The sequence below is a fragment of the Crenobacter cavernae genome, from assembly GCF_003355495.1.
Taxonomy (GTDB): Bacteria; Pseudomonadota; Gammaproteobacteria; order Burkholderiales; family Chromobacteriaceae; genus Crenobacter; species Crenobacter cavernae.
Genome location: NZ_CP031337.1, coordinates 599446 through 622500 on the forward strand (window position 1 = coordinate 599446; position 23055 = coordinate 622500).

Here is a 23055-nt window from a genome sequence, read left to right on the forward strand (position 1 = left end):
TCCATCGATGTCCCTTGTCTATTGCTTTATTGGCGGCGAGTGTACGCCGATCGCAACGCACAAAACAGCCCCCATCCGGACGATGATATCGGCTCCACGCCACAATTCAAACAGTTGTCTGATAGGGGTTGCCCGACCCCAGCACACCGGCCTTCCGCAATGCGGCAATTTCGTCCGGGTCATAGCCGAGCGCCGCCAGCAGCGCGTCGCCGTGTTCACCCAGAAGCGGCGGCGCAAGCTCCGCCCTAGCCGGCTCGCCGTCGAAGCGGATCGGGCAAGACAGCTGCGCGAGCTCGGTGCCGTCGTCGCGCTGCGCCACGAAAGACATGCCGCGGTGGCGGGCCTGCGGGTGGGAGAACGCTTCGGCGACATTGAGGATAGGGCCGCACGGCACGCCGGCCGCTTCTAGCTTGCCGAGCCACTCGTCGCGACGGTCTTGCAGGAAGCGCTCGGCCAACCTTGGCACCAGTAGCTGTCGGTTTTCTACGCGCGCCGGGTTGGTCGCGAAACGTTCGTCCTCGGCGAGCTCGGGCACGCCGAGCACGTCGCACACCGCGGCAAACTGCTTGTCGTTGCCGCAGGCGAGGATCAGGTGGCCGTCGGATACGGCAAACACCTGATAGGGGACGATGTTCGGGTGGGCGTTGCCGAGCCGCGGCGGCACGTTGCCGCTTACCAGATGGTTCAGCGCGACGTTGGCGAGCATCGCCAACGAGCAGTCGAACAGCGCGAGATCGATGTAGGCGCCGCGGCCGGTACGGGTGCGCTCGAACAGCGCCGCCTGCACCGCGTTGGCGGCGTACAGCCCGGTGAAGAGGTCGGTGACCGCGACGCCGACCTTGTGTGGTTCGCCGTCGGCCGGGCCGGTGATGCTCATCAGGCCCGACAGCCCCTGCACGATGTAGTCGTAGCCGGGCAGCTCGGCGGCCGGGCCGTCCTGGCCGAAGCCGGTGATCGAGCAGTACACCAGCGCCGGGTTGATCTTCGCGAGGCTGTCGTAGTCGAGCCCGTACTTGGCGAGCCCGCCGACCTTGTAGTTTTCCAGCAGCACGTCGGCGGTCTCGGCCAAGCTTTTGACGATCTGCTGCCCCTCTGGCCGGGTGATGTCGAGCGCGATCGAGCGCTTGCCGCGGTTGGCCGACAGGAAGTAGGCGGCGCTGCCGTCGCTGGCGGCCGGCGGCGCCCACGCGCGGGTGTCGTCGCCGCTGCCGGGCTTCTCGACCTTGATCACGGTCGCGCCGAGGTCGGCCAACAGTTGGCTCGCCCACGGGCCGGCGAGCACGCGCGACAGGTCGAGCACGGTGATGCCTGCAAGCGGTTTGGCCATGGCGATTCTCTATATAGAGGATAGGTTGGCCGAGCCTCGCCCGGCCGGGGACGAATCAGAAGGCCGCGATGCCGGTCTGCGCGCGGCCGAGGATCAGCGCGTGAATGTCGTGCGTGCCCTCGTAGGTGTTGACCGCCTCGAGGTTGACCATGTGGCGCATCACCTGGAACTCGTCGGCGATGCCATTGCCGCCGTGCATGTCGCGCGCGACCCGTGCGATGTCGAGCGCCTTGCCACAGTTGTTGCGCTTGATCAGCGAGATCATCTCGGGCGCCGCCTCGCCCTTGTCGATCAGCCGGCCGACCTGCAACGCGGCGAACAGGCCGAGCGTGATCTCGGTCTGCATGTTCGCCAGTTTCAGCTGGATCAATTGATTCGCGGCGAGCGGCCGGCCGAACTGTTTGCGGTCCAGCGTGTACTGGCGCGCCGCGTGCCAGCACGCCTCGGCGGCGCCCATCGTGCCCCACGCGATGCCGTAGCGCGCCTTATTGAGGCAAGAGAATGGCCCCTTCAGCCCGGTCACGTCGAGCCGGTTCTCGTCGGGGACGAACACCTCGTCCATCACGATCTCGCCGGTGATCGACGCCTTCAGAGAAAGCTTGCCGTGGATCGCCGGCGCGGATAGCCCCTTCATGCCGCGCTCGAGCACGAAGCCGTTGATCACGTCCTCTTCATCCTTCGCCCAGACGATGAACACGTCGGCGATCGGCGAGTTGGTGATCCACATCTTGCTGCCCGACAAGGTCCAGCCGCCGGCTACCTTCTTCGCGCGCGTCTTCATGCTGGCCGGGTCGGAACCGGCGTCGGGTTCGGTCAGGCCGAAGCAGCCGACGAGTTCACCGGTCGCGAGCTTAGTCAGATATTTGTCCTTCTGCGCGTCGCTGCCGAAGGTGTAGATCGGATGCATCACGAGCGACGACTGCACGCTCATCGCCGAGCGGTAGCCCGAGTCGACGCGCTCGACCTCGCGCGCGATCAGGCCGTAAGCGACGTGGCCGAGGCCGGCGCAGCCGTAGCCTTCTATCGTCGCGCCGAGCAAGCCCAGCTCGCCCATCTCGGTGAGGATCTCGCGATCGAACCTCTCCTCGCGGAAAGCCGACAGCACGCGCGGCTGCAGTCTTTCCTGGCAGTAGGCATGCGCGGCGTCCAGCACCATGCGCTCTTCTTCGGTCAGCGCGGCCTCGAGCAGCAGCGGGTCGGACCAATTGAAGGCGGGGCGTTGGGATGCGTGGGACATGGCGTTTCTCCGTCGGGTTAAGTTTCGCTATGCGAAACATAGTTCCATCATGCGAAATATGTTAGCCATTGGCGTACACGCTGTAAAGCCCCGCGCTTTTCACCGCGGCGATTGCGTCCTATGCTCTGCCCCAATCGAAACCAAGGATCTGCAATGAGCACAGACGACCACCTTCCCCTCGACGAGTCCGACGCCGAACTCAACAAGGACCGTTTCTTCGTCACCGCGCTGGCGCGCGGCCTCGCGGTGCTGGCGGCGTTCCGCCCCGGCGAAGCGGCGCTGTCGAACCAGGAGCTGACGCGCCGCACCGGCCTGCCCAAGTCGACCGTGTCGCGGCTGACCTACACGCTGACGCAGCTGGGCTACCTGTCGCAGGAAACCGACACCGGCTACTACCGGCTCGGCCTCGCGGTGCTCGCCTTGGGTTCGGCGGTGTTGTCGAGCTACGACGTCCGCGAGATCGCCGCGCCGCTGATGCGCGAGTTCGCGCTCAAGCACAACGTGTCGGTCAGCCTGGCGATGCGCGACGGCGTCGACATGGTTTATCTCGAGACCTGCCGCAGCGCGGCGCGGGTGACGGTGCAGCTGACGGTCGGCTCGCGCGTGCCGCTGGTGACGACCGCGATCGGCCGCGCCTACTACGCCGGCCTGACCGACGCCGAGCGCGCCAAGCTCGACCTGGAGTTGGCCGAGCACTACGGCGCCGAATGGCCGGGCCTGGCCGACAAGCTCGCCGAGAGCCTCGTCGACTACCGCGAGCGCGGCTACGCGCACTCGTGGGGCGAGTACGGCCCCGAGGTGCTCGCGATCGGCGTGCCGCTACGCTCGCCGGCGTCGGGCCAGCCGACGATGGCGCTGAACGCCAGCGGCCCGGCGCTGTTGTTCACGCCGGAAACGCTCGGTCGCGAGGTTGGCCCGGTGCTGGTCGAACTCGCGCACCGCATCGCGCCGCCGCTCGGCTGAATCGCGGACGAAAAGCAAAACGGCGCCGCCGGGGAAACCGGGCGGCGCCGTTGTCGTTTTATTGCTGGGGCCTTATTCGTGGGCGACGGCGCCGTGGTGTTGGCCCTGGATGTAGTTGACCAGCTGGTCGATGGTGAACTGCTGCTCGGTGATCGTCGCGCGCACCAGGTCGCCGATCGACAGCACGCCGATCACCGTGCCGTCCTCGAGCACCGGCAGGTGGCGGATGCGTTTTTCGGTCATCAGCGCCATGCATTCGTCTATCGTCTGCTCGGGCTTCACGTACACCACCTTGCTGGTCATGATCTCGCGCACGTGCGTGCCGGCCGACGTGCGGCCCTGCAGCACGACGCGCCGCGCATAGTCGCGTTCGGAGAAAATGCCGACGATATCGCCCATGTCCATCACCAGCAGCGCGCCGACGTCCGCTTCGGACATGATCTGCAGCGCCTGGAACACGGTGGATTCCGGCCCGACGTAGACCAGCGGACGGTGGCGTTTGTCTTCCAAGATTTCCCTGACAGTTTGCATGACACCCCCTGTGTTCGGTACGGCCAGTCATGCCATCAATATAGACCAGCGCGTTGTGCGGTGCGGGCGGAGGGGGGCCACCGGCAGCGGGGACGGGAGCGGGGCAAGATGGCCAAGCCTCGATCATAGGCAGCGCTCCACACTGTCGATGCGGACCTGTGGGGCTCGGCCAACGTTGGCCGAGCCCATGAAAAAAGCCGTCGCCCCTGTCAGGACAACGGCTCTTCGCGTCGGCGCGCAACGCTTACCGCGCGCGGATCTTCATTGGGCTCGGATCATCGTCCCGACGCCGGCGTCGGTCAGGATCTCGAGCAACAGCGCGTGCGCGACGCGGCCGTCGATGATGTGCACCGAGTTCACGCCGTTCTTCGCCGCGTCGAGCGCCGAGCTGATCTTCGGCAGCATGCCGCCGTGGATGGTGCCGTCGGCGAACAGGCCGTCGACCTGGGCGGCGGTGAGCCCGGTCAACAGCTTGCCCTGCTTGTCGAGCACGCCCGGCGTGTTGGTCATCAGGATCAGCTTCTCGGCCTTCAGCGTTTCGGCCAGCTTGCCGGCGACGAGGTCGGCGTTGATGTTGTACGCCTCGCCTTCGCTGCCGACGCCGATCGGCGCGATCACCGGGATGAAGTCCTGCGAGTCGAGCAGCGACACCAGCGACGGGTCGATGTGCTCGATCTCGCCGACGTGGCCGATGTCGATCTGTTCATCCGGGTTATCGCCCTTCAGCAACAGCTTGTGCGCGCGGATGAAGTGGCCGTCCTTGCCGGTCAGGCCGACCGCCTTGCCGCCGTGCTGGTTGATCAAGGACACGATTTCCTTGTTCACCTGGCCGCCGAGCACCATCTCGACCACGTCCATCGTCTCGCGGTCGGTCACGCGCATGCCCTGGATGAACTCGCCCTGCTTGCCGACGCGCGCCAACAGATCGTTGATCTGCGGGCCGCCGCCGTGCACGACCACCGGGTTCAGGCCGACCAGCTTCAACATCACCACGTCCTTGGCGAAGTCTTCCTTCAGCTTTTCGTCGGTCATCGCGTTGCCACCGTACTTGATCACGATGGTCTTGCCGTAGAAACGGCGGATGTAGGGCATGGCTTCGGCGAGGATGAGCGCCTTTTCGCTGGCGGCAATGGTCACGGCTGACTCCTTGAATGGGGGAGGCGGCGGCGGGTTTCGGCCGGCTCCCGGATGACTTCTTGTGGTGTGGCATTCTACCCAAAGACGTTGCTGAATTTTGATTTATTAATTGCGCGCACGGCGCCATGACGCTAGGCTCGCCATTTAATGAATCAGAATTCAGCAACACGATGATCGATACCGGCTGGCAGAGAAAGAAAGACGAACGACCCGGCGAAATCCTCGAGGCCGCGCTCGGCCTGTTCGTCGAGAAGGGCTTCCGTGCGACCAAGATGGAAGACATCGCGCGCGCCGCCGGCGTGACCAAGGGCACGCCTTATCTGTATTTCGAGAACAAGGAAGAGCTGTTCAAGGCGGTGGTGCGCGAGACGCAGGTCGCGCACGTGACGGCGATGCGCGAGCGCGCCGCCGACCACCAGGGCAGCGCGACCGAACTGTTGTTCGCGCTGCTCGAAGACTGGTGGCGGGAGAGCGGTTCGACCCGGCTCGCGGGTCTGTGCAAGTTGATGATGGCCGAGGCGACCAACTTCCCCGAACTCGCGGCGTTCTATTACACCGAGGTGATCGCGCCGGCGCGCGCGATGATGACGTCCATCGTCGAATTCGGTGCCGCGCGCGGCGAATTCCGCCCGCTCGACGTCGCGGCCACCGTCGACGCGCTGATGGCGCCGATCATCACCAGCATGGTGTGGAACCACTCGTTCGGCGCGGTGCCCGGCGTCGCGCCCGAGGGCAGGCACGACTACGCGTCGCTCAAGGCCTCGCTCTCGCTGCTGCTGACCGGCCTCGCCGCCCGCTAGCCCCAACACAACAAGACCCCACGAGAACACCATGAAAACGACGATCTTCACCGGCCTCATCGCCGGCCTGCTGTCCATGGGACTCGCCGGCTGCGCCGACAAGCCCCAGCCGGCAGAAGAAGTGCGGCCGGTGCGCTACACCGTCGCCGGGCAAGGCGAGGCGAACGGCGGGCCGCGCTTTTCCGGCGAGGTACGCGCACGCACCGAGAGCCGGCTCGCGTTCCGCGTCGGCGGCAAGGTCATCGAAAAACGCGTGAGCGCCGGCGAGCGGGTGAAGCAGGGCCAGGTGCTCGCCCGGCTGGATGCGACCGACTACCGGCTCGACCTGTCGGCGAAAGAGGCGCAGCTGTCGGCGGCCGAGTCCGATCTCGCACAGCAGCAGGCGGATCTCACACGTTCGCGCGACCTGCTGGCGAAAAACTTCGTCAGCGCCGCGCAGGTCGAGCGCCAGCAGAACGGCGTCGCCGCCGCGCGCGCCAGGCTCACGCAGGCTCGCGCGCAACGGGCGGCCAGCCGCAACCAGACCGGCTACGCGAATCTGGTGGCCGACGCCGACGGCGTCGTCAGCGAGATGTCGGCCGAGCCCGGCACCGTGGTCGCCGCAGGCTTCCCGGTCGCGAAGCTCGCCGTCGACGGCGAACGCGAGGTCGCGGTGCAGGTGCCCGAGCAGCTGGTCGACGCGGTGCGCCAGGCCAAGTCGTTCTCTGTGTCGCTGTGGGCGAACGGCAAGGAAAGCTACCCGGGCACGCTGCGCGAACTCGGTTCGGACGCCGACCCGGCGACGCGCACCTACGCCGCGCGCATCCGCATCGCCGCGCCGCCCGAGGCGCTGAGGCTCGGCATGACGGCGACCGTCGCGCTACCGGGCTCGGCGGGCGCAGGAACCCGCCTGCCGCTGACCGCGCTGCTCGACGAAAGCGGCAAGCACTCCGTGTGGCTGATCGACGCGAAGACGCTCAAGGTTGGCCGAGCCTCCGTCAAGGTCGCGGCGATCGACGAGGCGAGCGTCCTGATCGAATCCGGCGTGCCGGCCGGCAGCCGCGTCGTCACCGCCGGCGTCCACCTGCTGCGCGACGGCCAACGCGTGTCGCTGCTTGAAGAGGGCGCGCGATGAACAGCCGATTCAACCTGTCGGCGTGGGCGCTGAACAACCGGCCGCTGGTGCGCTACCTGATGGTGGTGCTGATGGTCGCCGGGCTGTGGGCCTACACCCAGCTCGGACAGAAGGAAGACCCGGAATTCACGTTCAAGGCGATGGTCGTCCAGGTGAACTGGCCGGGCGCGACCGCGGCCGAGATGGAGCGCCAGGTCGCCGACAAGGTCGAGAAGAAGCTGATGGAGCTGCCCGAACTCGACTATGTGAAGACCTTCGTCAAGCCGGGCGAGGCGCAGATGGTGCTCATGCTGCGTGAGAACACGCCGGGCAAGGCCGTGCCGCAGGTGTGGTACCAGGTGCGCAAGAAGCTTTCCGACATCCGCCATACGCTGCCGGCCGACATCCGCGGCCCCTACTTCAACGACGAGTTCGGCGACACCTTCGGCAACATCTATGCGTTCACCGGAGACGGCTTCAGCGACGAAGACCTGCGCCGCGTGCTCGAGGATGTGAAGCGCGAGGCGCTGCGCGTGCCCGACGTCGGCAAGGTCGACCTCGTCGGCGTGCAGGACGAGCGGATCACCGTCAACCTGTCGACCGCGAAGCTCGCCAGCCTCGGGCTCGACGCGCGCACCATCTGGAACGCGCTCTCCGAGCAGAACGCGATGAGTCCGGCCGGCACCTTCGACACCGCAAGCGACCGCATCTGGGTGCGCGCGACCGGCGCCTACAACAGCGCGGACGCGGTCGCCAACACGCCGATCACCGCGAACGGCAAGACCTTCCGCCTCGCCGACATCGCGACCGTCGAGCGCCGCTTCGCCGACCCGGCGTCGTTCCGCATGCGCTACGGCGGCAAGCCGGCGCTGGGCCTCGCGATCAGCATGAAGGACGGCGGCGACGTGCTGAAGCTCGGCCAGAACCTCGACGCGCTGATGGCGCACGTGAAGACAAAACTGCCTATAGGCGTCGAGATCCACGCGGTGTCCGACCAGCCCAAGGTGGTCGAGCACTCGGTCGACGAATTCATGAAGTCGCTGGTCGAGGCGGTGGTGATCGTGCTCGCGGTCAGCTTCCTGAGCCTGGGTTTGCGCACCGGTATCGTTGTGTCGCTGTCGATTCCGCTGGTGCTGGCGATGACCTTCCTCGCGATGTACTTCTTCGAGATCGACCTGCAGCGCATCTCGCTCGGTTCCTTGATCATCGCGCTCGGTTTGCTCGTCGACGACGCGATCATCGCGGTCGAGATGATGGCGCTGAAGCTCGAGGAAGGCTGGAAACGCTTCGACGCGGCGACCTACGCCTACACCAGCACCGCCTTCCCGATGCTGACCGGCACGCTCGTCACCGCGGCGACCTTCCTGCCGGTCGGCCTCGCCAAGTCGAACGCCGGCGAATACGTGTTCAGCCTGTTCGCGGTGGTCGGCATCGCGCTCGTCGTGTCGTGGCTCGTCGCCGTCGTGTTCACGCCGTTGCTCGGCTACCACCTGTTGCGCGAACACGCCGGCACCGTGCACGCGCACCACGACGTGTACGACAAGCCGTTCTACCGGCGTTTCCGCGCGACGCTCGAATGGTGCCTCGACCACCGAAAGACGGTGATCGTCGCCACCCTCGCGGCCTTCGTGCTGTCGATCGGCGCGTTCAAGCTGTTCGTCGCGCAGCAGTTCTTCCCGGCGTCCAACCGCGCCGAATTGCTGGTCGACCTGTGGCTGCCGCAGGGTGCGAGCTTCGAGGCGACCGAGCGCGAGGTGAAGAAGCTCGAGGCCAAGATCAAGAACGATGCGAACGTGAGCGGCGTTGCGAGCTACGTCGGCGGCGGCAGCCCGCGCTTCTACCTGCCGCTCGACCAGCAGCAGCAGCACCTGAACTACGCGCAGCTGATGGTGATGACGAAGGACGAAACCGTACGCGAAGACGTGAAGAAGAAGCTCGAGCACCTGTTCGACACCGACTTCCCGATGGTGCGCGGCCGCGTCTCGCGGCTGGAGAACGGCCCGCCGGTCGGCTACCCGGTGCAGTTCCGCGTGATGGGCGAAGACCACGACGAGGTGCGCGCGATCGCCGCGCAGGCCGAAGCGATCGTGCGCGCCCACCCTGCCGCGCGCCACGTCAACAACGACTGGGGCGAACAGGCGAAGGCGCTGAAGGTCGAGGTCGACCAGGACAAGGCGCGCGCGCTCGGGATTTCGACTCAGGCCTTGTCGCGCCAGCTCGCGCTGCTGATCTCCGGCACCAGCGTGACCGATTATCGCGAGGGCGATCGAACCCTGGCCGTCGTCGCGCGTCTTAACCCCGGCGAGCGCCGGGACGTGGCGAGCCTCGGCGACCTGATGATCCAGACGGCTTCCGGCCGTTACGTGCCCTTGGCTCAGCTCGGCAAGATCGTCTACGCGCCCGAGGAGAGCATCATCTGGCACCGCAACCGGCTGCCGGCCGTCACCGTGCGCGCCGACGCCGCCGACGGCGCGCAGGCGCCCGACATCGCGAACGCGCTGTGGCCGAAGATGCAGGCGCTCGAGCAGACGCTGCCCTTCGGCTACCACATCGAGATGGGCGGCTCGGTCGAGTCGAGCCAGCAGGCGCAGGGCGCGATCAACGCGGTCGCCCCGCTGATGGTCGTGACGGTGCTGACCTTGCTGATGCTGCAATTGAAAAGCTTCCAGCGCACGCTGATGGTGGTGCTGACCGCGCCGCTCGGCATGATAGGCGTGACGCTGACGCTGATCGCGTTTAGCGCGCCGTTCGGCTTCGTCGCGATGCTCGGCGTGATCGCGCTGTCGGGCATGATCATGCGAAACTCGGTGATCCTGGTCGAACAGATCGAGCGCGACATCGAGGACGGCGTAGAGCGCTTCGACGCGGTGGTCGGCTCGACGGTGCGCCGTTTCCGGCCGATCATGCTGACCGCGCTCGCCGCGATCCTCGCGATGATCCCGCTGACGCGCAGCACCTTCTGGGGACCGATGGCGGTGGCGATCATGGGTGGGCTGCTCGTCGCGACCGTCCTGACGCTGCTGTTCCTGCCGGCGCTCTACGCGCAATGGTTCAAGGTGAACCGGCCAATCAACAAAAATAAATGAATTGGAACCGATGAAACCGTTTCGCATCACCCTTATCGCCGTCGCGGCCTTGACCCTGGCACAGGGCGCCGCCGCCTTCGACCTCGTCGACGCCTGGCGTGCCGCGCGCGACCACGACGCGGGCTTCTCCGCCCGCCGCAACGAGCGCGACGCCGGCCAGGAAAAGGCGGTCCAGGGCCGCGCCGGCATCCTGCCGCAGGTCGGCCTCTCGGCCAACTACCGCTACAACCGGCCGATCGAACCGGCGGGCCTCTCCAGCTACGACAGCCATGGCTACGGCGTCGAGCTGACGCAGCCCTTGTTCGACGTGCCCCGCTACGCCGGCTACCAGAAGGGCAAGACCGGCACGCGGCTCGCCAACGTGCAGTTCTCGGCCGCCGAACAGCAGTTGATCGTCGACGTCGCGCGCGCCTACTTCGACGTGCTGCTCGCCAACGACACGCTGGCGTCGGTGCGCTCGGCCAAGGCGGCGTTCGCCAAGCAGCTCGAACAGGCGAAGACCGCTTTCGACGTCGGCACCGCGACGATCACCGACACCTACGAGGCGCAGGCCGGCTTCGACGCCGCGCGCGCGCGGGAAATCGCCGCCGAGAGCGACCTCGAGGTGAAGCGCGAGGCGCTGCGCCGGCTTACCGGCCTCGACCCGCAGGGCGTCGCGTCGATCGACCAGAAGCTCGCGCTCGCCCCGCCGCAACCGGCCGCACTCGCCGACTGGATGACGTTGGCCGAGGCCAACAGCCTCGTCGTGAAGTCTGACGAGGAGCAGCTCGAACTCGCCCGCCAGGATCTGCTGCAAAAACGCGGCCAGCGCCTGCCGACGGTATCGCTTGCGGCCGGCTACAACGACAGCGTCAACAACAGCCCTGCCAGCAGCCTCACCGCCCGCCAGACGCGCGGCTCGGCCATAGGCGTCACCTTGAGCCTGCCGCTGTTCGCCGGCGGCGGCCTCAGCAGCCAGGTGCGCGAAGCGGCGGCCAACGAACTGAAGGCGCGCGACACGCTGGAGGCGAGCCGCCGCCAGGTGCGCGAAGACGTGCGCCGCGCGTATCTGGGCGTCACCAACGGCGCCGCGCTGGTGCGCGCGCAGGAACAGCTGCTGGCGTCGTCGAAAAGCAAGCTCGAATCGACGCGCCTGGGCCGCGAAGTCGGCGTGCGCACCAACCTCGACCTGCTGCAGGCCGAACAGGCCTACTACGAGGCGGTCACCAGCCTCGCCGAGTCACGCTATACGTATCTGAACGCGCAGCTCGCGCTGTCGCAGGCGGCCGGCCTCCTGGATTCGGCCAGGCTCGAAGCCGTCAACCGCGCGATGCTCGCCAGGCGCTGATCTCGCACCCGCACGCCATCAAGGGTTAACCCCGGGCCGGCTAGCGGTTACAATCGGTCCATCCCTGCTACAGGCCGCCCACGAGGCGGCCTGTAGCGTCAGTACCGCAAGGAGACCGCATGCACAGCCTTGAACTGCTGCAACGCAAACACGACATCACCCCTGCCGGCGTCGGCGTGATGGCCGATTTCTTCGTCGAACGCGCCCGCAACGCCGAGTTGTGGGACCAGGACGGCCGCCGCTATATCGACTTCGCCGGCGGCATCGGCGCGCTGAACACCGGCCACCTGCACCCCAGGGTGCACGCCGCCGTCGCCAAGCAGCTCGACGCGTTCAGCCACACCGCCTATCAGATCGTGCCGTACGCGCTGTATCTGAACGTCGCCGAAAAGCTCAACGCGCTCGCGCCGATCAAGGGCGCGGCCAAAAGCGCCTTCTTCACCACCGGCGCCGAGGCGGTAGAAAACGCGGTGAAGATCGCACGCGCCGCCACCGGCCGCCCGGGCCTGATCGCGTTCGGCGGCGGCTTTCACGGCCGCACCTTGCTCGGCATGTCGCTAACCGGCAAGGTCGCGCCGTACAAGACCGGCTTCGGCCCGTTCCCGGCCGACATCTACCACGCGCCGTTCCCGGACGCGCAGGAAGGCGTGTCGCTCGACGACGCGCTCAAGGGCCTCGAGCGCCTGTTCAAGTACGACATCGACCCGGCGCGCGTCGCCGCCTTCATCCTCGAGCCGGTGCAGGGCGAGGGCGGCATCCGCCCGGCGCCGCAAGCCTTCATGCAGGCGTTGCGCGAGATCGCCGACCAACACGGCATCCTGATCATCGCCGACGAGGTGCAGTGCGGCTTCGGGCGCACCGGCAAGCTGTTCGCGATGGAGCACTACGACGCCGAAGCCGACATCATCACGCTGGCCAAGTCGCTCGCCGGCGGCTTCCCGCTGTCGGCCATCGTCGGCCGCGCCGCGGTGATGGACGCGCCGGTCGCCGGCAGCCTCGGCGGCACCTACGCGGGCAACCCGCTGGCGCTCGCCGCCGCCGACGCGGTGATCGACATCATGCGCGACGAGAACCTGCCCGACCGCGCCGAGGCGCTCGGCACGCTGCTGGCCGACCGGCTCGACGGCCTGAAAAAGTGCGTGCCGCAACTGGCCGAAGTGCGCCGCGTCGGCGGCATGGTCGGTCTCGAATTCCGCGACGGCGAAGGCCGGCCGGACGTCGCCTTCATGAAAAAGGTGCAGGCCGGCGCCTTGGCGCGCGGGCTGATCCTGATCGCCTGCGGCCTCGACGGCAACGTGATCCGCTGCCTGTTCCCGCTGACGATCGAGTTCGACGTGTTCGACGAGGCGCTGGCCATCTTCGAGGCGGCGCTGCTCGAAGCGAGCGCTTAAGGCGACGGCGTCCACAAAAAACTCGGCCAACCCTTACAAGGTTGGCCGAGCCGCTCCTTCCCCTCGCCTGTCAAGGGTCTAGACTGCATAGCGTCCTCTCATGCCGGGAGACCGCCATGCTCACGCTCAAAGACCCGTCGCTCCTGAAAACCCGCTGTTACCTCGAAGGCCGCTGGCAGGACGCCGACAGCGGCCGCGCCTTCGCCGTCGCCAACCCGGCCGACGGGTCGACCCTGGCCGAGCTGCCGGCGCTGGGCGCGGCCGAAACCCTTCGCGCGCTGGCCGCCGCCGAGGCCGCCTTCCCCGCCTGGAAACGCAAGAGCGCCAAGGAACGCGCGCAGATCCTGCGCCGCTGGTTCGACCTGACGATGGCGAACCAGGACGACCTCGCGCGCATCCTGACCGCCGAACAGGGCAAGCCGCTCGCCGAGGCGCGTGGCGAGATCGCCTACGGTGCCGCATATATCGAGTGGTACGCCGAGGAGAGCAAGCGCGTCTACGGCGACACCATCCCGTCGCCCGGCGCGGACAGGCGCATCCTGGTGATCAAGCAGCCGATCGGCGTCGCCGCGGCGATCACGCCGTGGAACTTCCCGAACGCGATGATCCTGAGAAAAGCCGCGCCGGCGCTCGCCGCCGGCTGCCCGATCGTCGTGCGCCCGGCGTCGCAGACGCCGCTGTCGGCGCTGGCGCTCGCCGAACTGGCCGAGCGCGCCGGCATCCCGCACGGCGTGTTCTCGGTGATCACCGGCCCGTCCGGCGAGATCGGCCCGGCGCTGACCGGGTCCGACATCGTGAAAAAGCTGTCGTTCACCGGCTCTACCGAGGTTGGCCGAGCGCTGATCGCCGCGTGCGCGGCGACGGTGAAGAAGGTGTCGATGGAACTGGGCGGCAACGCGCCGTTCATCGTGTTCGACGACGCGGACCTCGACGCCGCGGTCGACGGCGCGCTGATCTCGAAGTACCGCAACAGCGGCCAGACCTGCGTGTGCGCGAACCGCTTCTACGTGCAGGACGGCGTGTACGACGCGTTCGCCGAGAAATTCACCGCCGCGGTATCGCGGCTCAAGGTCGGCGACGGGACTGAGCCCGACGTCACGCAGGGCCCGTTGATCGACATGAACGCGGTCGTCAAGGTCGAGGAACACATCGCCGACGCGCTCGCGCACGGCGCGAAGCTATTGACCGGTGGCGCGCGCCACGCGCTCGGCGGGCAGTTCTTCGAGCCGACGGTGATCGCCGACGCGACCGCCGACATGAAAATGGCACGCGAGGAAACCTTCGGCCCGGTCGCGCCGCTGTTCCGCTTCAAGACGGAGAAGGAGGCGATCGCGCTCGCCAACGACACCGAGTTTGGCCTCGCCAGCTATTTCTACGCGCGCGACGTCGGACGCATCTTCCGCGTCGCCGAGGGGCTCGAGTACGGCATGGTCGCGGTCAACGCCGGCATCCTGTCGAACGAGGCGGCGCCTTTCGGCGGCGTCAAGCAGTCCGGCCTCGGCCGCGAGGGCTCGAAGTACGGCATCGACGACTATCTGGAGATCAAGTACCTGTGTCTGGCCGGCTTGGACGGCTGAATCGGAGCCCAGGCTTGGCCGAGCCTGGAGCCGCCTACCCGCCGGACCGCGGAGGACGAGCGGCTTAGTCGCCGCTCATCACCAGCCGGTTACGTCCGCCGTGCTTGGCCGCGTAGCAGCGCACGTCGGCGCGCGCCATCGGGTCGGCCGGTATCTGGTCGTCCGGTTTGACGCGCGTGTAGCCGATGCTGGCGCTGATGTGGTAGAGCCGGCCGTCCGGCCCTTCGAGCCGATAGTTGCCCAGCGCCGACAAGAGCTCGGACAGCAGCCGTTCGGCCACCGGCAGCGGGCAGTCGTACAGCAGCAACGCGAATTCGTCGCCGCCCAGGCGGGCGACGACGTCGCTCGCGCGCAAGGACTGCGCGATCAGCGTCGCCACCTCCTGCAGCAGCGCATCGCCCAGCAGATGACCGCCGCCGTCGTTGACCGCCTTGAAGTGGTCGAGGTCGAGCATCGCGACCGCGTGTTCGCCGCCGCGGCGCATCTCGTCGGCCAGCAAGGCCGACAGCGCCTGGTGAAAGCCGCGCCGGTTGCAGAGCCGCGTCAGCGGGTCGTGCAGCGCCTCCCAGCGGTGCGTCGCCTCGCGTTCGCGCCGCGGCGCATCGTCCTGGATCACCACCACGCGGTAATCCTCGAAACCCTGCGCGCCGCCGACGCGCGACACCGTCACCTCGACCGCGAAGCGCGTGCCGTCGTCGCGCACCAGATCCACCTGGCGTGCGCCGCCGTCGACCGACAGCGTGCCGATATTGAGCGGGTGGCCGCTCGCGCAATCGACGAAGCGCGCAACGCGGTTGAAAGGCCGGCCGGCGAGCTCGAACGGACGCAGGTCCAGCATCGCCAGCGCCGGCGGGTTCAGGTATTCGACCTCGCCCAGGTGGTTGGTCAGCACCACCGCCTCGCGGATCGATTCGAGGATCGCCAGCGCGCGTTCGCGCTCCATCGACAGCGCCTGGCGCGCGGTTTCCTCGGCGCTGATGTCGAGCAACACGCCGACGTAGCGCGCCGGCCCGTCGCCCGGCATCGCTTGGAAGCGCAAGGTCAAGAGCGGCGCCGGTTCGGCGCCGAGCGCGCAGCTGAAGCGCACCGGCGCCCCCATCGCGACCGCGGCGCTCCACATCGACGCCACCTCGTCGCGCTCGCAGGAGGCAACGAGCTCGAACCACGACCGGCCTAGCGGCGGCGTGCCGTCGTGCGCCAAGAGATGATGGGCAGCCTGGTTGCAGTAACCGATCTCACCGCCGGCCGATACCACCAGCACGCCGAGCGGCGAGGTCTCGTTCAGCGTGCGAAAGAAGGCTTCGCGGTCGGCCAGCGCCGCCTCGGCCGCCTGCCGTGCGGCGAACACGCCCGACACCGCGTCGGCCACCGCCTGCAGTTCGGCGCCGCCGCCGGGCGAGAGCGGGCCGGTGTAGCGGCCTTCGTGCAAGGCCTCGACCTGCTCGCGCAAGGTGTCGAGCGGGCGCAACAGGCGGCGCAGCACCAGCCACGCGAGCGCGATCAGCACGGCGCCGGCCAGCCCCCCCGACACGAGCAGCACGCGGGTCAGCCGCGCGATCGGCGCGTACGCCTCGTCGGCAGGCAGCACCGCCCCGACCACCCAGTTCGCGTTCGACAGCGGGCGGTAGGCGTACAAGGCGCGTGCGCCGCCCCGCCCGTGCCGGCTCTCGGCCACGCCCTGCCAGCCGGCGAGCGCCCTTTGCAGCAGCGGGTTCTCGTCGGGCTGCGCCACCGGCTGCATGATGCGGCTCGCGTCCGGGTGGAACAGCGTCGTCTGGCTGCGCACCGAGCTGACCGTCAGGTAGCCGCTATGGCCGACCTTGAAGGCAGGAAATCGCCGAAGAACTCCGGCGAGAAGAGGTCGATCGTGCCGACCAGCATGCCGGCGAAGCGCCCCTCCTCGTCGAGCAGAGGCGCGGTGAACGCCACCAGGCTGCGGTTGCCGCTGGTGCGCGCGCGGAACGGCTCGGATACCACCGGCTTGAGCGTACGCGAGGTGCGCTGGAAATATTCGCGGAACTGGATGTTGATGCCGACGCGGCCCGGCAGCGGCGGCGCGTCGCCGACGATGCGCCCGTCGGCATCGACGATCACCATCGAGTCGAACAGCGCGTTCAGATGGGCGAAGCGGGCGGCGAGCCGTGGCGCCTCGGCCGGCAAGGTATCGGCGTCGACGCCGACCGACTTCGCCGCCGCCTCGAGCAGTTGGCTGCGCTGCGCGAGGCGGTCGTCGAGGTCGGTGACGACTGCGCCGACCTGGGTAGTCAGATAATCGTTGAGCTGCGCGCGCAATTCGGCGGTCGCCTCGCGGTAAAACAGCCCGCCCTGCACCGCGAGCAGCGCGAGTCCCGCCAGCAGCAAGAGCAGCGTGATTCGGGTCTTGAGTTGTCCACGCGCCGCACCGGCGCGCGCAAAGGGCTTCGACACTCGATTACCTCTCGTGAAGGACGGGAAGCCAGTCTGGACGCTGCCCTACTGTGGATGAGTCAAGCCATTGATAAATCATAACAAAACGGAAATTTTAATCCAAATCCATGCACCTATTTGACCATATACAATAAGGGTATACCCGCGATTGATTATGACAATACTGAAATCGGCGGGTTAAAATAAGCACTCCCCATAAACATAGTCGTCACGCACGACACATACCAACGGAATAACATCATGCTCACCAGTGCACGCAACCAGTTCGTCGGCCAGATCAGCGCCATCCGCGAAGGCGCGGTCAACGACGAGATCGACATCGCGCTCGCCGGCGGCGACCAGCTCGTCGCCGTCATCACCCGCGAGAGTACCCGTTCGCTCGGCCTGGCCACCGGTGGCGAGGCGATCGCGCTGGTGAAGGCGCCGTGGGTGATCCTCGCCAACCCGAGTTCGGGCGTGAAGCTGTCGACGCGCAACCGCCTCGAAGGCACCGTACGGGCGATCAACCATGGCGCGGTGAACACCGAGGTGCAGATCGCGCTCAAGGGCGGCGACGCGCTGACCGCGATCGTCACCCAGGACAGCGCGCGCGAACTCGGCCTCGTCGAAGGCGGCGCGGTGGTGGCCTTCTTCAAGGCGTCGCACGTGATCGTCGGCGTGCGCGGCTGACAGCGACTCGGCCCGCGTCAACGCAAAAGGTTGGCCGAGCCCCCGAGGCTCGGCCAACCTTTTTGTTTGCGGCACGGCTGGCTTCAATCGCTGCCCGGGCCGGTTCATTCGTGTTTTGCTACGAATGGCACCCTGCAAAAAAGCTTGGCCGAGCATCACGCTCGGCCAAGCTTTGTTCTTTGCGCAGCCTCGAAAATCAGTGCAGCCGGCTCGCCTGCTCCGTCAACGGAATCCCCGCTTCCTTCAGGCACAGCGCGAGGTCTTCCCACGCCGCTTCCTTGTCCGGCGCGACGTCCGACACTAGCGCCCACGGCGCGTGCGCGAGCACGTCGTCCTTGCCGCTCGCCTTGATCAGCACCTGGTAGGCGTAGTGCTCGGGCTGGTACTGCGCGACCGCCTCGAGGCCCGCCAATCCGCCGGCGCTGGCCGCGACCAGCGCGACGGTGACGCCAAGCCGCTTGCGGTTCCACGCCCGCGTGCCGGCCGACAGCGCCTCCCACCACGGCAGCGGCGCGAACAGCTCGGCCTCGCCGTATTCCATCTCGGCGCCAACCGCCTCCTGGACCAGCGGCATCACTGCGTCGAGCGCCTTGCGGCCGAGACGTTTCGCCTTGTCGAGAGGCAGCGTGCCGCGCTCGACGATGAACGGGATCCACGCCAGCACCAACTGCGGGTCGGCGGTCTGCCTTGCGGCCTCGAAGGTCGCGCGCGCCGCGTCCGGGTTGTACGGTGCGAAGTCGCAGCCGGCATCCATCACCGTCGCCAGTTGCGACAGGTTCTGGCACGCGCGCTCGTTCAGCATCTCGAGCGTGAACAGCGTCGGCGACACCCACAGCACCGCGTTCTGCGGCACGTCGAGCGCGTCGGCCAGCGGCGCCTCGATGCGTTCCAGCAGCGGGAAGTGCCACCACACGCCGCCCTGCGCGCGCGAGAACGCGAACGGCAGAGCCCACAGTTCGAACGACGCGAGGCTGCCGTCCTTCCTCAGCACCTCGGGGAAGGCGATGCAGTCGCGCGCGGTGCCGATCAACAGCTCGCGCGCCGCCGGCTCTTTCAGCAAGGCGAGCTGCGCCTCGGTGAACACCGCCGGATCGCCACCCGACAGCGCCATCTGCACCGTGGCCGATAGCTGCATCGCGTGTACCGGGCTCCCCAGCGCCTCGCGCGCCTTGGCGGCCAGGTCGTCGATGCGCTGGGCACGCTCGCGCGGCGGCAACGGCTCGCTCGCTCCCTCGCGGAATTCGCGTAGCTTCACGCCGGTTTCGCGCGCGGCGTACGCCTCGTTCAGGCGGCGATAGGCGTCCATCGCCGCGTCGCACACCTTCTGCAGCTCGTCGGCGGTCGGCACCTCGTCCCAGAAGTTGAAGTCGAACAGACGGAAACCCTGGCTGCACACGTAGACGGTCAGGTTTTCCTCTTCGTCGAACAGCATCGCACTGGCGAACGCGTCGGCCTCGACCTCGCGGCCCGGGAACGGCGTATTGTCTTCGCCGACCAGGCGGCAGACGAAAGCCGGAAATTCGGTATGAATCAGGTACTCGCTGGGCTCGATCCCGCTGTCGTCCACCGCATCGCCGAAAATGAATCGGCTGGGCAGGAAGGGGTCGCCCTTGATTCGCGCATTTCGGGGGTGGGATTTCATCGTCGCTGCAAGCCGTGATTGGACAAACCTTGGATTTTACCCTGATGCGTGCCCCGCCGATACCGCCGGCCGTCCGCGCCCGTTGCGGCCGGGCAATGGCAAGCCCGGACGTGCTTAGTGCGATGGCGGCGTCAGCAACTAAACAGATGCGTGAGGCCGCGTTACTACGCAGGCAAGGCTTATCGACGGTGAGGTTGGCCGAGGTCGGCTAAAGGACTAAAGGACAAAGGGGCAAGGTTCGGCCCGCCCTGGTGGTGGGTCCCATCACACGCCGAGGCGGGTTGGGCGGGAGCATAAAGCAACAAACCCCCGTGCCAGGGGCACGGGGGTTGCGTAAGGGGCGTCTGGCGGTGACCTACTTTCACACAGGTATCTGCACTATCATCGGCGCTGAGGCGTTTCACGGTCCTGTTCGGGATGGGAAGGGGTGGGACCACCTCGCTATGGCCGCCAGACATAAACTGTCAACAAACTTAGTAAGCCGAAGCGTGCCCCCGAGGGGTCACGGTTCAATCAAATTCTTGGGTGACGATCGTCTCTCGTCGCAGTCACAACACTCTTAAAGTGTCTCAAATGATAGGATCAAGCCTCACGAGCAATTAGTATCGGTTAGCTTCACGCCTCACAGCGCTTCCACACCCGACCTATCAACGTCCTGGTCTCGAACGACTCTTCAGGGAGGTCAAGCCTCCAGGGAAGTCTCATCTTCAGGCGAGTTTCCCGCTTAGATGCTTTCAGCGGTTATCTCTTCCGAACTTAGCTACCCGGCGATGCCACTGGCGTGACAACCGGTACACCAGAGGTTCGTCCACTCCGGTCCTCTCGTACTAGGAGCAGCCCCCGTCAAACTTCCAACGCCCACTGCAGATAGGGACCAAACTGTCTCACGACGTTTTAAACCCAGCTCACGTACCACTTTAAATGGCGAACAGCCATACCCTTGGGACCGGCTACAGCCCCAGGATGTGATGAGCCGACATCGAGGTGCCAAACTCCGCCGTCGATGTGAACTCTTGGGCGGAATCAGCCTGTTATCCCCGGAGTACCTTTTATCCGTTGAGCGATGGCCCTTCCATACAGAACCACCGGATCACTATGTCCTGCTTTCGCACCTGCTCGACTTGTCGGTCTCGCAGTTAAGCTACCTTATGCCATTGCACTATCAGCACGATTTCCGACCGTACCTAGGTAACCTTCGAACTCCTCCGTTACACTTTGGGAGGAGACCGCCCCAGTCAAACTGCCTACCATGCACTGTCCCCGATCCGGATCACGGACCAAGGTTAGAACCTCAAACACACCAGGGTGGTATTTCAAGGATGGCTCCACGCAAACTGGCGTCTGCGCTTCATAGCCTCCCACCTATCCTACACAAGTCTGTTCAAAGTCCAATGCAAAGCTACAGTAAAGGTTCACGGGGTCTTTCCGTCTAGCAGCGGGTAGATTGCATCTTCACAAACACTTCAACTTCGCTGAGTCTCAGGAGGAGACAGTGTGGCCATCGTTACGCCATTCGTGCGGGTCGGAACTTACCCGACAAGGAATTTCGCTACCTTAGGACCGTTATAGTTACGGCCGCCGTTTACTGGGGCTTCGATCCAGAGCTTGCACCCCTTCACTTAACCTTCCAGCACCGGGCAGGCGTCACACCGTATACGTCCACTTTCGTGTTGGCACAGTGCTGTGTTTTTAATAAACAGTCGCAGCCACCGATTCTCTGCGACCCCTTCGCGCTTCGTGAGCAAGTCACTACACGCTACAGGGGCATACCTTCTCCCGAAGTTACGGTATCAATTTGCCGAGTTCCTTCTCCTGAGTTCTCTCAAGCGCCTTAGAATTCTCATCCTGCCCACCTGTGTCGGTTTGCGGTACGGTTCTCGTATAGCTGAAGCTTAGTGGCTTTTCCTGGAAGCGTGGTATCAGTCACTTCAGGTCCGTAGACCCTCGTTATCACGTCTCGGCCTTAAGGAGAGGCGGATTTGCCTACCTCTCCAGCCTACCGGCTTGAACGACCTATTCCAACAGGCCGCTGACCTAACCTTCTCCGTCCCCACATCGCACTATACGAAAGTACGGGAATTTTAACCCGTTTCCCATCGACTACGCTTTTCAGCCTCGCCTTAGGGGCCGACTCACCCTACGCCGATGAACGTTGCGTAGGAAACCTTGGGCTTTCGGCGAGCGGGCTTTTCACCCGCTTTATCGCTACTCATGTCAGCATTCGCACTTCTGATACCTCCAGCAGCCTTTACAAGCCACCTTCACAGGCCTACAGAACGCTCCCCTACCATCTAGACGACACTGACGACGTCTAGATCCGCAGCTTCGGTTATCAGTTTGAGCCCCGTTACATCTTCCGCGCAGGACGACTCGACTAGTGAGCTATTACGCTTTCTTTAAATGATGGCTGCTTCTAAGCCAACATCCTAGCTGTCTAGGCCTTCCCACCTCGTTTACCACTTAACTGATCATTTGGGACCTTAGCTGGCGGTCTGGGTTGTTTCCCTCTTGACGATGGACGTTAGCACCCACCGTCTGTCTCCCATGCTCGCACTTTCCGGTATTCTTAGTTTGCCATGGTTTGGTAAGTCGCAATGACCCCCTAGCCATAACAGTGCTTTACCCCCGGAAGTGATACATGAGGCACTACCTAAATAGTTTTCGGGGAGAACCAGCTATCTCCGAGTTTGTTTAGCCTTTCACCCCTATCCACAGCTCATCCCCTAATTTTGCAACATTAGTGGGTTCGGACCTCCAGTGCGTGTTACCGCACCTTCATCCTGGCCATGGATAGATCACTCGGTTTCGGGTCTACGCCCAGCAACTGAATCGCCCTATTCGGACTCGGTTTCCCTACGCCTCCCCTATTCGGTTAAGCTTGCTACTGAACGTAAGTCGCTGACCCATTATACAAAAGGTACGCAGTCACCCCATTTTTCAAGGGCTCCCACTGTTTGTATGCATCCGGTTTCAGGATCTATTTCACTCCCCTCCCGGGGTTCTTTTCGCCTTTCCCTCACGGTACTGGTTCACTATCGGTCGATCACGAGTATTTAGCCTTGGAGGATGGTCCCCCCATCTTCAGACAGGATTTCGCGTGTCCCGCCCTACTTCTCGTACGCTTAGTACCAGTAAACTGTTTTCGGATACGGGGCTATCACCCACTATGGCGGCTCTTTCCAGGGCCTTCTCCTAACACTCTACTTATCACGTACTGGCTGTTCCGCATTCGCTCGCCACTACTAACGGAATCTCGGTTGATTTCTTTTCCTCCGGCTACTTAGATGTTTCAGTTCGCCGGGTTCGCTCCCTCTGCCCTATGTGTTCAGGCAGCGGTGACTCTTTCGAGCCGGGTTTCCCCATTCGGATATCGCGGGATCATAGCTCTATTGCCAGCTCCCCCGCGCTTTTCGCAGGCTTACACGTCCTTCATCGCCTGTGATCGCCAAGGCATCCACCAGATGCACTTAGTCGCTTGACCCTATCATTTCAGACACCTTACGATTTCTGAACTAATCGGTTGTGTTTGCGACGCGGCATGCTCCCCTTTTCAAAGAACACGCCGTTGATACAATCATCTACCCAAGTTGGCACTTCATCCGGCAAGGAATTAACCACGCCGTTTGTCGCGCCGCTTTGATTGATTTCGGCTTACAGTTTGTTAAAGATCGATGCGTTAATCACGCAAACGAAAGCTCACGCCAACCAGAATCCTCTGGCCATGCGCTTTCGTTTGCGGAATGATGGTGGAGGCAGACGGGATCGAACCGACGACCCCCTGCTTGCAAAGCAGGTGCTCTCCCAACTGAGCTATGCCCCCAACTAGAACTGGTGGGTCTGGTTGGACT

Annotated in this window: 15 protein-coding genes, 2 tRNA genes and 2 rRNA genes (1 of these 19 only partly in view); 8 read left to right on the plus strand and 11 right to left on the minus strand. The window is 65.3% G+C overall.

Translation table 11 applies throughout. The features are described 5' to 3' along the window. Window positions 1–106 precede the first annotated feature (106 nt). Both DWG20_RS02830 and DWG20_RS02835 read right to left on the minus strand, forming a co-directional pair. Window positions 107–1327, minus strand: coding sequence for a CaiB/BaiF CoA transferase family protein (locus DWG20_RS02830; protein WP_115432381.1), 1221 nt, complete (start codon window positions 1325–1327; stop codon window positions 107–109). Window positions 1328–1382: 55 nt separating this feature from the next. Further along, the gene (locus DWG20_RS02835; protein ID WP_115432382.1) at window positions 1383–2564 is read right to left on the minus strand and encodes an acyl-CoA dehydrogenase; all 1182 of its coding nucleotides are present in this window, start codon (window positions 2562–2564) and stop codon (window positions 1383–1385) included. A 153-nt stretch (window positions 2565–2717) separates the two neighbouring features. Here DWG20_RS02835 and DWG20_RS02840 point away from each other — a divergent pair, with 153 nt between their 5' ends. Continuing rightward, window positions 2718–3527 carry an IclR family transcriptional regulator gene (locus DWG20_RS02840; protein WP_115432384.1) on the plus strand — a complete coding sequence of 270 codons (810 nt, stop codon included), beginning with the start codon at window positions 2718–2720 and terminating at the stop codon, window positions 3525–3527. 72 nt (window positions 3528–3599) lie between these two features. Here the strand turns inward: DWG20_RS02840 and DWG20_RS02845 are convergent, their stop codons facing one another. Both DWG20_RS02845 and argB read right to left on the minus strand, forming a co-directional pair. Next, the gene (locus tag DWG20_RS02845) at window positions 3600–4037 is read right to left on the minus strand and encodes a CBS domain-containing protein (protein ID WP_245944756.1); all 438 of its coding nucleotides are present in this window, start codon (window positions 4035–4037) and stop codon (window positions 3600–3602) included. Between the two features lie 282 nt (window positions 4038–4319). After that, window positions 4320–5150: an acetylglutamate kinase gene (gene argB / locus DWG20_RS02850; protein ID WP_181881000.1), complete on the minus strand. Its 831-nt coding sequence runs from the start codon at window positions 5148–5150 to the stop codon at window positions 4320–4322. A gap of 215 nt (window positions 5151–5365) precedes the next feature. Between argB and DWG20_RS02855 the strand changes: the two genes are divergently transcribed. The 6 genes from DWG20_RS02855 (at window position 5366) to DWG20_RS02880 (ending at window position 14469) form a co-directional block, all read left to right on the plus strand. Beyond that, window positions 5366–5995 carry a TetR/AcrR family transcriptional regulator gene (locus DWG20_RS02855; RefSeq protein ID WP_245944757.1) on the plus strand — a complete coding sequence of 210 codons (630 nt, stop codon included), beginning with the start codon at window positions 5366–5368 and terminating at the stop codon, window positions 5993–5995. Window positions 5996–6026: 31 nt separating this feature from the next. Further along, window positions 6027–7109, plus strand: coding sequence for an efflux RND transporter periplasmic adaptor subunit (locus DWG20_RS02860; RefSeq protein ID WP_115432391.1), 1083 nt, complete (start codon window positions 6027–6029; stop codon window positions 7107–7109). Next, entirely contained in the window at window positions 7106–10174 is a 3069-nt protein-coding gene (locus DWG20_RS02865; RefSeq protein ID WP_115432392.1) for an efflux RND transporter permease subunit, read from the plus strand. Before DWG20_RS02860 ends, DWG20_RS02865 begins: the two co-directional genes overlap by 4 nt. A gap of 10 nt (window positions 10175–10184) precedes the next feature. Beyond that, window positions 10185–11501, plus strand: a complete 1317-nt coding sequence (locus DWG20_RS02870) for a TolC family outer membrane protein (protein ID WP_115432394.1) — start codon at window positions 10185–10187, stop codon at window positions 11499–11501. Between the two features lie 119 nt (window positions 11502–11620). Continuing rightward, window positions 11621–12892, plus strand: coding sequence for a 4-aminobutyrate--2-oxoglutarate transaminase (gene gabT / locus DWG20_RS02875; protein WP_115432396.1), 1272 nt, complete (start codon window positions 11621–11623; stop codon window positions 12890–12892). Between the two features lie 116 nt (window positions 12893–13008). Beyond that, a complete protein-coding gene (locus DWG20_RS02880) occupies window positions 13009–14469 on the plus strand; it encodes an NAD-dependent succinate-semialdehyde dehydrogenase (RefSeq protein WP_115432398.1) in 1461 nt (486 codons plus the stop codon). A 64-nt stretch (window positions 14470–14533) separates the two neighbouring features. On the opposite strand, the gene DWG20_RS02885 is transcribed toward DWG20_RS02880, so the two are convergent. After that, window positions 14534–16255, minus strand: a complete 1722-nt coding sequence (locus DWG20_RS02885; RefSeq protein ID WP_115432399.1) for a diguanylate cyclase domain-containing protein — start codon at window positions 16253–16255, stop codon at window positions 14534–14536. 11 nt (window positions 16256–16266) lie between these two features. Next, complete coding sequence (locus tag DWG20_RS02890) at window positions 16267–16896, minus strand: PDC sensor domain-containing protein (protein WP_115432400.1); 630 nt, start codon at window positions 16894–16896, stop codon at window positions 16267–16269. Between the two features lie 240 nt (window positions 16897–17136). Here DWG20_RS02890 and DWG20_RS02895 point away from each other — a divergent pair, with 240 nt between their 5' ends. After that, entirely contained in the window at window positions 17137–17565 is a 429-nt protein-coding gene (locus tag DWG20_RS02895) for a TOBE domain-containing protein (RefSeq protein WP_115432401.1), read from the plus strand. Between the two features lie 196 nt (window positions 17566–17761). Here DWG20_RS02895 and DWG20_RS02900 read toward each other — a convergent pair whose 3' ends face one another. The 5 genes from DWG20_RS02900 to DWG20_RS02920 form a co-directional block, all read right to left on the minus strand. After that, a complete protein-coding gene (locus DWG20_RS02900; protein WP_115432402.1) occupies window positions 17762–19207 on the minus strand; it encodes a hypothetical protein in 1446 nt (481 codons plus the stop codon). Window positions 19208–19549: 342 nt separating this feature from the next. Further along, window positions 19550–19662 (minus strand): 5S ribosomal RNA (rrf, locus tag DWG20_RS02905). 123 nt (window positions 19663–19785) lie between these two features. Then, window positions 19786–22688, minus strand: a 23S ribosomal RNA gene (locus tag DWG20_RS02910). 263 nt (window positions 22689–22951) lie between these two features. Next, window positions 22952–23027 (minus strand) — tRNA-Ala (locus DWG20_RS02915). Window positions 23028–23036: 9 nt separating this feature from the next. Continuing rightward, window positions 23037–23055 (minus strand) — tRNA-Ile (locus DWG20_RS02920); it runs 58 nt beyond the window's last position.